The organism is Sporosarcina sp. NPDC096371 (assembly GCF_044762865.1).
In the GTDB taxonomy this organism is placed as follows: Bacteria; Bacillota; Bacilli; order Bacillales_A; family Planococcaceae; genus Sporosarcina.
The window spans coordinates 709,767-722,174 of the sequence record NZ_JBIWFE010000001.1; the positions used below are offsets into that span (position 1 = coordinate 709,767).

12 protein-coding genes and 1 riboswitch are annotated in these 12,408 nt (G+C 39.9%); of the genes, 6 read left to right on the forward strand and 6 right to left on the reverse strand.

Going from position 1 to position 12,408, the window contains the following annotated elements:
• Window positions 1–321: 321 nt before the first annotated feature.
• Complete coding sequence (locus ACIQ0H_RS03250) at window positions 322–1,224, reverse strand: EamA family transporter (protein WP_403410836.1); 903 nt, start codon at window positions 1,222–1,224, stop codon at window positions 322–324.
• Between the two features lie 347 nt (window positions 1,225–1,571).
• On the opposite strand from ACIQ0H_RS03250, the gene ACIQ0H_RS03255 reads away from it, so the two are divergent.
• Genes ACIQ0H_RS03255 through ACIQ0H_RS03265 form a run of 3 tightly spaced genes read left to right on the forward strand, consistent with a single transcriptional unit; the run spans window position 1,572 to window position 3,197 of the window.
• On the forward strand, window positions 1,572–2,327 hold the full coding sequence (locus tag ACIQ0H_RS03255) for an exodeoxyribonuclease III (RefSeq protein WP_403410841.1): 756 nt from the start codon (window positions 1,572–1,574) through the stop codon (window positions 2,325–2,327).
• 11 nt (window positions 2,328–2,338) lie between these two features.
• Window positions 2,339–2,716: a VOC family protein gene (locus ACIQ0H_RS03260; RefSeq protein ID WP_403410843.1), complete on the forward strand. Its 378-nt coding sequence runs from the start codon at window positions 2,339–2,341 to the stop codon at window positions 2,714–2,716.
• A gap of 4 nt (window positions 2,717–2,720) precedes the next feature.
• Window positions 2,721–3,197, forward strand: coding sequence for an SRPBCC domain-containing protein (locus ACIQ0H_RS03265; RefSeq protein ID WP_403410846.1), 477 nt, complete (start codon window positions 2,721–2,723; stop codon window positions 3,195–3,197).
• Between the two features lie 87 nt (window positions 3,198–3,284).
• Here ACIQ0H_RS03265 and ACIQ0H_RS03270 read toward each other — a convergent pair whose 3' ends face one another.
• Window positions 3,285–4,496 (reverse strand): CynX/NimT family MFS transporter, encoded by a 1,212-nt coding sequence (locus ACIQ0H_RS03270; protein ID WP_403410849.1) that lies wholly within the window; start codon window positions 4,494–4,496, stop codon window positions 3,285–3,287.
• Window positions 4,497–4,618: 122 nt separating this feature from the next.
• Window positions 4,619–4,720: riboswitch (purine riboswitch) on the forward strand.
• 145 nt (window positions 4,721–4,865) lie between these two features.
• Between ACIQ0H_RS03270 and ACIQ0H_RS03275 the strand changes: the two genes are divergently transcribed.
• The 3 genes from ACIQ0H_RS03275 to norA all read left to right on the forward strand — a co-directional run bounded on the left by ACIQ0H_RS03275 (window position 4,866) and on the right by norA (window position 8,104).
• Window positions 4,866–5,453: a xanthine phosphoribosyltransferase gene (locus tag ACIQ0H_RS03275; RefSeq protein ID WP_403410852.1), complete on the forward strand. Its 588-nt coding sequence runs from the start codon at window positions 4,866–4,868 to the stop codon at window positions 5,451–5,453.
• 8 nt (window positions 5,454–5,461) lie between these two features.
• Window positions 5,462–6,739 carry a nucleobase:cation symporter-2 family protein gene (locus tag ACIQ0H_RS03280; RefSeq protein ID WP_403412340.1) on the forward strand — a complete coding sequence of 426 codons (1,278 nt, stop codon included), beginning with the start codon at window positions 5,462–5,464 and terminating at the stop codon, window positions 6,737–6,739.
• 201 nt (window positions 6,740–6,940) lie between these two features.
• The gene (gene norA, locus ACIQ0H_RS03285) at window positions 6,941–8,104 is read left to right on the forward strand and encodes a multidrug efflux MFS transporter NorA (protein WP_403410855.1); all 1,164 of its coding nucleotides are present in this window, start codon (window positions 6,941–6,943) and stop codon (window positions 8,102–8,104) included.
• 374 nt (window positions 8,105–8,478) lie between these two features.
• Here the strand turns inward: norA and ACIQ0H_RS03290 are convergent, their stop codons facing one another.
• The 4 genes from ACIQ0H_RS03290 to ACIQ0H_RS03305 all read right to left on the reverse strand — a co-directional run bounded on the left by ACIQ0H_RS03290 (window position 8,479) and on the right by ACIQ0H_RS03305 (window position 12,282).
• The gene (locus ACIQ0H_RS03290; RefSeq protein WP_403410858.1) at window positions 8,479–8,649 is read right to left on the reverse strand and encodes a hypothetical protein; all 171 of its coding nucleotides are present in this window, start codon (window positions 8,647–8,649) and stop codon (window positions 8,479–8,481) included.
• Window positions 8,650–8,732: 83 nt separating this feature from the next.
• Window positions 8,733–9,596, reverse strand: a complete 864-nt coding sequence (locus tag ACIQ0H_RS03295; RefSeq protein WP_403410861.1) for a type II toxin-antitoxin system SpoIISA family toxin — start codon at window positions 9,594–9,596, stop codon at window positions 8,733–8,735.
• Window positions 9,597–9,680: 84 nt separating this feature from the next.
• Window positions 9,681–11,420: a sensor histidine kinase gene (locus ACIQ0H_RS03300; RefSeq protein WP_403410864.1), complete on the reverse strand. Its 1,740-nt coding sequence runs from the start codon at window positions 11,418–11,420 to the stop codon at window positions 9,681–9,683.
• 73 nt (window positions 11,421–11,493) lie between these two features.
• Window positions 11,494–12,282, reverse strand: a complete 789-nt coding sequence (locus ACIQ0H_RS03305; RefSeq protein WP_403410867.1) for a response regulator transcription factor — start codon at window positions 12,280–12,282, stop codon at window positions 11,494–11,496.
• Window positions 12,283–12,408: the final 126 nt, after the last annotated feature.

Consider the following 12,408-nt stretch of genomic DNA (forward strand, 5'->3'; position numbering starts at 1 on the left):
CATTAGTTGTGTGAAAATTTATTATTTTTGTTTATATCTCAAACATAAGTTTAAGTATACGCTTTCATGCTTGATTGTCAATGGTTTTGATAGCATTTCAACTGGTAATAAAATGAAGACGGACTGCGGTTTTTATTATCTACATCTATGGGTACTTACAAGATCAGTGACATTGAGAAATGATTTCGTTCTTGAAACTCCTTTAAATACAGCAATTGTGAATCGAACTGCTTGTAGTATTCAACCCCAAAGTTGATCCTAATCAAAAAAAAATGCCCCATCCTCCTTATTTTCTCGGAGGGGGCATTTTTCTAATTTATTTTATGCATTTTTCTTTTTAGATAATAATCCATTTCGATTTAGCAATATAGGTAAGCCCATTCCAAGAATAATGATTACGATACCGACAATTTGTAAAGTAGATACAGTCTCACTTAACAATATGACTGAAACCAACACCGCAATTGGCAATTCAATGGAACTCAATATGGAAGACATACCTAATCCAACTTTAGGTACTGCAATCGTGAATAGAAAAACGGGGATAATCATCCCGAATAATCCTAATAACAAACCATAAACCCAAAGGCCTTCGTTAAATAAGGTTCCATTCCAAATCACTTCTGGTGACTGAAAAACAACTGACATCAAAAAAGCAAAGAAAGAAACCAATACTAAGCGATTCGTGGTAGTCATATTTGCAGCGGCCCTACCGTTAGCAAATAAAAATAGGGAGTAACAAAGAGCAGCTGCCAGTCCCCAAAGCCATCCTTGAAAAGGGATTTTGGATACATCAACGTCTATTAAACCAGCGGCTGGTATGGTACCAATAATCAATATGAGTAAAGAAATCGATTCAACTCGGCTTGGAAATTGGCGTTTTGTTATACAAGAAATCACCACGCCTATCCACGTAAATTGGAACAGAAGTACAACAGCCAAAGAAGCAGGCAAATAGTTCAAAGAATGACCGTAAACTATATTTGTCAATCCCGTAAGAACTCCCGCAAAGAGTAGAGGCTTAATGCCGTTCAAACTTAACTTTGTTCTGTTTGTAGCGATGAAAATACATACCGCGATACAAAAACCAAAAAAGAACTGGCTCGTAACGGCTTCAGCAGCCGAGAAACCATGACTCATTGCTAATTTTATAATAGTCGAAACGACACCATAACTACTTGCAGCTATAACGACCAACAAAGGATACAGATACGTTTTCATCATTCTACTCCTCTTCTGTTTTATATGATGTATTGAATGAAGGTTACGATTTTTGAATGTACTTAAAAAAATCATAAGTTCCAATATAAATCACAGGTAGACCTTTTTACAATCTATTTTTTTATTTTTTAAAGATAATTTGTGAATACCGTCAAGTATCAGAGAATAAAATCATCACATTTTTTTTGATAGAACATAATGATTTTCCCCTTGTGCTTTACTCCGTCCAAATGAAAAAAATAGTCATTTATAATACATTAACGGGGAGCAAAGACCCTTCCTGATTTGTTGTTTGACATCTAATTGTTTGGTAATCTGTAGGTATTGGATAGTGGAGGAGTCGTCGTAAATTGAAGTTAATATCATGGAATGTCAACGGCTTACGGGCTTGTGTGCGAAAAGGTTTTTTAGATTACTTTCATGAAGTAAACACAGACATTTTCTGTGTGCAGGAGACAAAGTTACAAGAAGGGCAAATCGATTTGCAACTGGATGGATATCATCAGTACTGGAACTATGCCGAGAAAAAAGGTTATTCAGGGACGGCGGTATTTACGAAACAACAACCTCTGTCAGTGAAATACGGAGTAGGGGATGCGGATGAGGAAGCTGAAGGACGGATTCTCACATTGGAGTTCGAGCGATTTTACTTGGTGAATGTTTACGTACCAAACGCTCAGCGTGACTTGGCACGATTGCCTTTTCGTTTAGAATGGGAAGAAGACATCCGGGCGTACTTGAAGGAGCTCGATCAGCATAAGCCTGTGATTTTATGTGGCGATTTGAATGTTGCTCATGAAGAGATTGATATTCGTAATGTCAAATCGAATATCGGTAACTCAGGGTTTACGGATGAAGAACGCGGAAAAATGACGGCACTCTTAGCGGAAGGATTTGTCGACACGTTCCGGCATTTTCATCCCAATCAAGGAGATGCTTATACATGGTGGTCGTATATGAATAAGGTGAGAGAGCGGAATATTGGCTGGCGCATTGATTATTTCATTGCATCAGAAAGGCTTAAACCTTTACTAAAAGATGCAGCGATTCATCCTCATATTATGGGCAGTGATCATTGTCCAATTGTCTTAGAAATTCAATTATAGGAGGAATAGCTGTGAACCAAAAAATCACAACATTTCTTATGTTCGAAGGAAAAGCTGAGGAGGCGATGAAGTTTTACACATCGGTATTTGCTGACTCAGAAATTAATCGCGTACTCCACCAGTCGGACGGTACCGTTATGCATGCGACTTTTACTATCAAAGGCCAGACATTTATGTGTATCGATAGCGCTATAAGCCATGAATTTACACCTGCCATCTCACTGTTTGTTACCTGTGATACTTCGGAAGAGATTGATGGACTCTTTATAACACTTTCTGAAGGTGGTCAAGTCCTTATGCCATTGTCACCAACACCCGTCAGTGAAAAGTTCGGCTGGGTTGGCGATAAATTCGGAGTTACTTGGCAATTGAATCTGGCGAAGGAGTGATCGAATGCTTGCTGAAATTAAACAACTTGAACAAGGATACATCGCACGTATTGAGCGAACTATCAAACATCCAGTAATGAATGTTTGGGCAATGCTGACGGATAATAAGGAATTGGAAAAATGGTTTCAAGAGTTGCGTGTTGGGGAACTGCGTAAAGGGGGATTCATGGAGTTCGACATGTCGGAGGGACGGTTTGAAAAACTAGAAATCCTAGCATACGCCGAACAGGCAATTTTAGAATTCGATTGGTTTGGGGACGTTGTTCGATTTGAGCTACATCCAAAGCAAGTGGGTTGTCTAGTAATTTTTCAAAAGAACTTTAACGCGATTACTGACCAAGCCATTAAAGATTTAACAGGTTGGCATGTTTGTCTAAATGTGATTGAGTCACTGCTTGATGGTAAGCCAATCCATTCCCGAGCGGATGAATGGAACAAGTGGCATAAAGAATACGAACTAGTTATGCCGATAACTGAATGAGCACAAGAAAAGCTTCCGAGGGAATCGGAAGCTTTTTCATTTGGTTATTTTTATAATGGAAATCAAACTAAGTTTTCAAGGGGCAAATTAGCGCCTCTTTTCATCCAATACAAACACATTTTTCCCTGCCTGCAACCCGGACAGTAAGACAACGATAGTTGCCACTATGAAAATGAACATCGGAATTGTCCAACTGGCTGTAAAATCATGCAGTAAACCGAACAACACGGGTCCAATAGCGGCGAGTGCGTAGCCGAAAGATTGAGCCATGCCTGATAAGTTGGCGGCTTCCTGCGGTGTTTGCGTGCGTAAAGTAAAGAACATCATGGCCAGTCCGAATGCTGCGCCACCTGCCAGTCCAATTAGGATCATCCATAACGCCGCGAGAGAAGTCATGTTCAATAGAACGCCTCCATATCCGATGATATATAATCCAGTGACACCTCCTACAATCATACGCTGGTCCTTCACTTTTCCAGCAATGATGGGGATGATAAAGGTAATCGGCAACTGAGAAAATTGCATAAGGGAGACAAGCCAGCCAGCATTGTCTGCGCTAAATCCTTGTGCTTTCAATACTTCAGGTAGCCATGCGGAAGTTGTATAAAAGAGCATAGATTGGAAGCCCATGAACAAGGTGATACTCCATGCTAACGGTGAGCGCCATAAAGGAAGTTTTACCGTTGTTGCAGTAGGCACGGCTGCCAAGCGTTTATGTTTCAATTGCGGAAACCAAACCAACAAAGCGATGAATGCTAATAGCGCCCACATACCCAGTGCGCCTTGCCAACCGAATGATGCGCTATGAGCCAGTGGAACACTGACACCTACTGAAATAGAAGCCGATAAATTCATCGATACCGAATAAATGCCCGTCATCAGTCCGATTTGCAGTGGGAAACTGAGTTTGATCAAACTGGGCAATAATACATTCCCAAAGGCGATAGCAAGTCCAAGAAGAAACGTTCCAATCAGAAGAGTAGGTGTTGTACCTAGCGAACGAATGACAATGCCTGCTGTCAATAAAATAAGCGAACAAAATAAGGTGATTTCCAATCCGAAGCGTCGCGCTAGCTTCGGCGCAAACGGTGAAATAATGGCAAATGCCAACAGGGGAATGGTTGTTAAGAATCCTGCCAAGACATTCGAAATGCCTAAGCTATCTCTAATAGAAGAAATGAGTGGTCCAACAGCTGTTAATGGTGAGCGCAGCGTCGTAGCTATAAACACGATACCAATCAGGAGGAACCAAGTATTGCGTGTGAATCTTAATTTTCTAGTTGTAGGTTGGTTCGTCATTAGAAAGCCTCCAAAATATATTCAATTTATCTATAGTAACATAACGATTTCGACATGAATATTCATTGAATTGAAGGAATCATTTTTTAACTTTTGAAGCTGTCGAAACATGCTATACTAATAACATTCTAATAAAATTCACTCATATAATAGCGGGGATATGGCCTGCAAGTTTCTACCGATTTGCCGTAAACAAATCGACTATGGGCAGCAACGGATTGAAGGGGGGGGATCTCCTTTTCTTTTCCATTCGACAATAAGCTCGAATGACATTGCTCCACTCATGGTATGAATGGATGCACGGTCATTGGGCTTATTTTTTTAATCATTATCCCTTTGACCGTGAAAACGACAGGGAGGAATAACAACATGAAGTTGCTACAAGAGAAAATCGTTCAAGATGGTAAAGTATTATCGGATCAAGTATTGAAGGTAGATACATTTTTAAATCACCAAATTGACCCACCATTAATGCAGGCAATCGGTGAGGAGTTTGCAACACGATTCAAAGAAGCCGGAATTACTAAAATTCTTACGCTCGAATCGTCCGGTATTGCACCTGCAATGATGGCAGGACTTATATTAGGTGTTCCCGTCGTCTTCGCAAGAAAACGTAAGTCATTAACATTAATTGATCATTTATATACGGCAAGCGTGCATTCATTTACGAAAAAAGAAACGAATGAGATTTCTGTTTCGAAAGATTTTATAACAAATAAAGATACAGTCCTACTTATCGATGATTTCCTAGCGAATGGACAAGCGGTTCTTGGCTTACTTGACATCCTTGAGCAGGCAGATGCCAAGTTAGCAGGTGTCGGTATCGTTATTGAAAAGGGATTCCAGCCAGGTGGCGCACTTATTCGTGATCGTGGTATCCGTGTGGAGTCGTTGGCAATTGTTGCTTCACTTGAAAACGGTGAAGTGACATTTGCTGAGGAGGAAAATCTTAAGTGAATGGCCCGATTAAAGCAACGGCGCTTGGTTTTCAGCATGTGTTAGCGATGTATGCGGGGGCAGTCCTCGTACCGCTAATTGTGGGAGGAAAACTTGGCCTAACTCCTACACAATTGACGTATCTTGTTTCCATCGATATTTTAATGTGTGGAGTTGCAACGATTTTACAAATCATGAACAATCGTTTCTTTGGTATCGGGCTGCCTGTCGTCCTAGGCTGTTCGTTTACGGCGGTGGGGCCGATGATCGCAATTGGCGGCGAATTCGGTATTCCTGCTATTTACGGTGCGATCATCGTGTCAGGACTATTCGTCATCGTGGTCAGTCGATTCTTCGGTAAGCTTGTCCGCTTTTTCCCTCCAGTTGTTACAGGTTCTGTCGTGACAATCATTGGGATTACATTAATTCCCGTAGCCGTTACCAATATGGGTGGGGGACCAGATGCGAGTGATTTTGGATCGATGGCGAATGTGGCGCTATCATTCGGTACATTGCTATTTATCATTTTGGTCTATAAATTTTCTACGGGCTTCATGCGTGCTATTTCCATCTTACTTGGGTTGGTTGCAGGGACTGTTGCAGCGACATTTATGGGAATGGTGGACTTCACAGCTGTTCGTGAAGCGTCTTATTTTCATATGGTAGAGCCGTTTTATTTCGGTCTACCCACGTTTGAATGGTCCGCCATCTTGACGATGTGTTTGGTCGCCATGGTGTCACTGGTTGAATCGACGGGTGTGTACTTTGCACTAGGCGATATTTGTGAGCGAGATATTAAGAAGGAAGATCTTGAAAAGGGGTATCGCGCAGAAGGAATTGCCGTCTTGCTAGGTGGGATTTTCAATGCCTTTCCTTATACAACATTTTCTCAAAATGTCGGCTTGCTTCAAATGTCGGGTGTCAGATCACGCAAGATCATTTTAATTACGGGAATCATGCTGATTACACTTGGATTCGTTCCGAAAATTGCTGCGGTAACCACTATCATTCCAGCATCCGTTTTAGGCGGCGCAATGCTTGCCATGTTTGGGATGGTTGTGTCACAGGGGATTAAAATGTTAAGCAAAATCATTGGCGATTCACAGGAAAATGCGATGATTATTGCTTGTTCAATCGGGCTTGGACTGGGTGTAACAGTCGTACCTGAAATTTTCGAATTGCTCCCGGCGGGTCTGAAAATTTTAACAAGCAATGGCATTGTCGCGGGGAGTGTAACCGCGATCGTGTTGAATATCTTATTTAATATGATCCCTTCACGGAAGAATAATAAGGAACAGTTATCTTAATGACAAGTTTACCAAATCCCTCAGTCTGAAATAGGCTGAGGGATTTGTCTACATACATGTCATTCGAAATGAAGTACAATAAAAATACCCCAACCCGGTAAATGGTTGTGGACATGCCAAAATAGGATTTGCGAAGGCAATGATGATTTTGTAACCTTACAAGATGAAGGACAAACACTTGCATCCAGAGGAGATTGATTGATGAAAAATCAAAAAGGCGTATTGGCAATCCTACTTATGAATTTATTTATCGCATTTCTTGGCATTGGACTCGTTATCCCTGTGTTACCAACGATTATGAACGAGTTGAACATTACTGGTGCAGTCGTAGGGTATATGGTGGCAGCATTTGCAATTACCCAGCTTATCTTCTCGCCGTTTGCGGGACGATGGGCCGATAAATACGGCCGAAAAATTATGATTGTCCTCGGTCTATTTATATTTGGTTTCTCGGAATTTTTATTTGGAGTTGGAAAAACGGTTGAAGTGTTATTTATCTCGCGTATGCTTGGTGGAATCAGTGCGGCGTTTATCATGCCTGCGGTGACGGCCTTTATTGCGGATATCACAACGAGCTCCACAAGATCGAAGGCACTCGGTTATATGTCTGCTGCGATTAGTACAGGCTTTATCATCGGACCAGGGATCGGTGGATTTTTAGCCGAGATTGGGACGCGTGTACCGTTTTATTCTGCAGGGGTATTAGGTGTGTTTGCCGCAATACTGTCATTCATACTGTTAAAAGAACCTGAACGTGTGGCTGAAGAAGCCCCGGCGGTAGGGCAAGTGACGGGGCTCCGTCGCATTTTCATCCCTATGTATTTCATCGCGTTCATTTTAATATTTGTGTCATCATTTGGTCTTGCAGCGTTTGAGTCACTCTTTAGCTTATTCGTCGACCATAAATTCGCTTTCACGCCTAAGGATATCGCCATTGTCATTACGGGAAGTGGGATTGTTGGTGCTATTGCGCAAGTCTTGTTGTTTGACCGTTTAGCAAAGTTGATGGGCGAAATTAACCTGATTCGCTACTGTTTAGGGATTTCTGCAATTCTTGTGCTGCTGATGACCTATGTAAGTTCTTATTTCTCTATTTTATTAACAACATTCGTTTTGTTTATCGGTTTCGATTTAATGCGCCCGGCCATTACATCGTATTTATCGAAAATTGCGGGCAATGAGCAAGGATTTGTCGGTGGCATGAATTCGAGCTTTACAAGTATCGGTAATATTTTCGGTCCAATCATCGGTGGTGTATTATTTGATATTAACTTAAATTACCCTTACTATTTCGCAACGATCGTCTTAATCATTGGGTTGATAATTGCACTGTTTTGGAAAAAGCCAAAGCATGTAACATTATAGGTAAAAGCGACTTTCCAACACGGGAAGTCGCTTTTCAGCATACAGTAAATTGAATGTAGGTGGACAAAGAGTAAGTGAATAGAGGAGAGCGCTATTTTTCTGAAACCTAAATGATTGTGGTGCTTTGGAATGTAGTCCTAGATTGTTTTTGTAAGCAACCGTAGCCAGTACTCATTTTCCTTTTGGACTGCAAATGTTATATGTTTAGCAATACAGGGTCGTTTATTGGGATTTCGTGGAGGGAGTAAGTTTGTTGTTGATTTTTCCTTCATTGTAAATCCACACTCCTTTTACAGTTGTTAACCATAGGATATGCAGATGTTGATACATTAAACTAAAAAAGAGAAGGTAATGTTTTTCACCTTCTCTTTTGCTTATAAAGATCTTTGAATGACGGCGCGGTCTTCTGCTTTCATTCGTCCGATTGAACGTTCCATATTGATGTTTGTTGGTCGCTTGTTTGGATTTCTAGGAGGCACAATTATACGGCATGGGGAAGTTTTTTTAGTCGCTTCTTCCGCTTTTTCAGGCATCTTGACTGACATATCTTCCACGCTCCTTTACTTTTTTATAGTATAGCATATTTCCATGATCATTTCTATTTTCTCCGTTTGGATATTTGTTGACATTATCCCACTTCATGTTGATCTCTATTATCTAGTAAAAGATTATCTTCATTCGCTAGAAGCCACATGTCAAAAGTATACAGTAGGTTTAATAAAAGGGAGGCGTCTGCGCCAGTTACATCTCCACCCTTTTTTGAAGATATGACAAAGAGAAGGTTAAAATACTCGCCGAAGTATGGAAACAGTACATAGGTACATTCATTCCCGATAATCTCAATGTTTTCACCGGCTGCCAGGATAGTAATCACTTGGCTTTTCCTCATGCCAACACCACGGATGCTAAATTTATGATCCCTCCGAATTTTTTCGTAAGTCCATTGGATATTAGAAAAAAAGACACTACTTTCGGCTGAAGACTCTACATAATAGGAAAACAAGTCGAGCTCAAAAGTGGAGGTGAAGGTTTTTAAGTAGGATAGAACGAATTCTTCATACTTTTCATAACTAAAATCAAATTCATCAACTTGCCAAGGGGCATTCGATTTTGGCATTATTTCATTGACTTTAATCAACTTCTCACTTAATTCAATAAAAGTACCCCGATTTTTATTGATGGTTTGAACTAATTCCTCTTGTTTAAATTCCTGGGACATAAATTTAGTTATGTCCGGCGTCTGAAAAACAAATAAATCAACGGCGATGATAGCAATCACTAAGATAATCAACTCATTCATTTCACTGACTGGGGATGAGTTAAATACCCACAGAGAAAAAAACGAAATGACCATAAAACCGTAATAAATCTTTCGAATACCAACCCGATGCTTTAAGTAAAGCTCACGACTCCACATATATAGACCGATACTAAAAGCTAGTCCCAGCAGCAATAATGAGAGAATACATACAGTATACCAAGTGACAGGCAATTTTTTCTCCTCCTTATTCTTGTTTAGTGTCTTGCGTTGGGTATTTGTGTATCTTCGTCGAATAAAAACAGGTTTCCATTTGCCTTATGAACTCGCTGGAATTCGTATGGTTACGGTTGTACCTTCTCCCTGTATACTTTCAATCTCAATCCCATACGGATCACCAAAATAGTATCGAATTTGATCGTGTACGTTTTTGAGACCGATATGATCTTCAGTCAATGTACTGGAAGGCTCTGACAGTCGATTCTGCAAGTACTGAAGCTGCTCATTATCCATACCAACCCCGTTATCCCGCACCTGAATTAGCAAATCTTTGCCTAGCAATGTAGAGGAAACCTCAAGTATCCCAGATCCATATTTACGCTCTAACCCATGAACAATCCCATTTTCAACAAGGGGCTGAAGGGAAAAATGTAATAGTTGCATAGCATCACTAGTAGGCGCTAAGTTTTCCGTGTACTGAATTTTATCGCCGAATCGAATTTGCTGTACTTGAATATAGAGACGAATGTGGGTCAGTTCTTCTTGCAACGTGACTGTTTCTTTTCCACTTTGGATGTTGATGCGAAATAACTGTCCAAGTACACCAATCATTTCTGCTATATCTCGTTGCTTATTTAACACGGCTTTCATTTGAATTGATTCAAGTGCGTTTGCCAGAAAGTGCGGATTGATTTGACTCTTTAGTGCCCGATAATGTGCGAGTTGTTGTTGTGCTTTTAAGATAGAGGATCGCTCAATATAAGCCTGTAAATCTGTCACCATTTTGCCAATCCCCCGATAGAGTCCACCAAATTCATCCTGACGAGTACTCGTTAAGTTCACATCGAACTTTCCTTTACCGATTAATTTCACTTGTTGACTTAAAAAGATAATGGGCTGAGTTACGCGAACATATAAAAGGACCATAAATAACATAGCGGTACCTAGGGAACAGAAAGCTAACCATAAAATGACTCGACGAAGCATTTCTGCGTGTTTAGTCATTTGCTGTTCTTCTATATACTGAATAACTGTCCATCCCGAGTACGGAGAAGTCACAAAGTTAAAGAATGAATCGACCCCACTTACGGGTGCATAAAAGCTTCCAGACTCCTCTTGTAAATCGCTTAGAATTGATTGGATTGCCGGTTTGAAGGCCATCGTTGACTCCGTTTGATGAAGAGCGGATGCATATATTACATTGCTTTTCGGATCAAGAATGACAAAGTTACGATTGCTATTCTCGGATAAATTTAGGATATCACGCAATGAATCCAGACGAATATCAATGAGTAAAACGCCTAATGGTTTCCTTGAACCATTTTTATTAATCACCCTTGCGATTGATATAACAGATTCATTGGAATTGATCCGATTAAATGGTTTATGGGTACCGAATAGGACGATCTTACCTTTTTGCGCAACCGTCTGTTTATACCATTCTTCGCTTGTTAAGTTACTTACATCGTAGACGGATTTTTTAAGAGTGGAGTAAAATACACGGTCATCTTTATAAATTTGGACACTGTCGACATTTTCAATCGTCATTTCAATTGAACTAATAAAGTGCTCAATCGCATTCTCGTACTCTAAACTTTGAATGTAGTCTTGCTTGGAGTCAGTTTCCCCCCAATTCTCAAGTGCATTTTGTAGTTGACCGTCCATCTGTGCAGTAAGGGCTCCGATTTCAATGCTCTGCAAATATTGGTCGAAATTGAATGATAAATTGTTGAGAATTAGATTCGAGCTGTTTTGGTATTCATTTTTAGCGGATTCAATTGAGAAAAGATAAATCATGACGGATAAAATCATTAGCGGAATCGTAATGGTCATGATCATAAGAATAAAAATTTGATGATTGACATGTTTAAAATAAAAGGTTTGGTAGATGCGTTTTACTGAATCTCTCATATCATAACCGCAATTGTTTTCGATAGTCTGTTGGTGTCATTTGGGTAATACTCTTAAATACTTTTACAAAATGTTTGTAACTTTTATATCCGCACATCACAGAAACGTCAGTGACGGAATGTTGCGATACTTCTAGGCATTGAAGGGCATATTTAATCCTAATTTCACTGACAAAAGTCATATAGTTTTTATTTAACTTTGTTTTGAAGAGTCTACTTAAATAAGATGAATTATAAAAAAAATGTTCGGCCACCATATTAAGTGTCAACTCTTGATCTATATGTTGTTTAATATAGGACTCAATTTGAGTGAAAAGTTGTAGGTCTTGATTCTGGTCAGTCAAAGGGACGAGGCCATCGTCATTTTGGATATGCTCCAATGAAGGAATGGTAGTTTGCTGTGCAAGTTGTTGGAGTCTTATTTTCTCTAAACAACTGACAATAATCGATAAACTGCTTTCATATTGTAACGGCTTGAGCAAGTAATCATGAACCCCACCATATTGGATAGCTTTTTGTGCATATTGAAATTCATTATGCCCTGTCAAAATAATAAAAAGGGTATTGGGTAGCTTTGAACGAAGTTGTCCAATCATTTCAAGTCCGTCCATTATTGGCATCCGAATGTCTGTAATGACTAGATCAGGACGTTCGATTAAAGCTGTATCTACGCCGTCTTGCCCATTTTCCGCCTCAACGATTGTATGTACGCCTAACTCGTTCCAATCGAAATACTGCTTTAATCCAGAGCGGATGAGCGGCTCATCCTCAACGATCATTAATGTAAACATTGTATTCCCTCCAATAAGATTGACTAGTAGCTGTAGTTTTAGAGGATTATATCTAATAATTTCTAAGTAATCAGCTATTTCCGATAACTCTTCCTAGTGTACATGAAAAAAACTGTTCCCAAAACC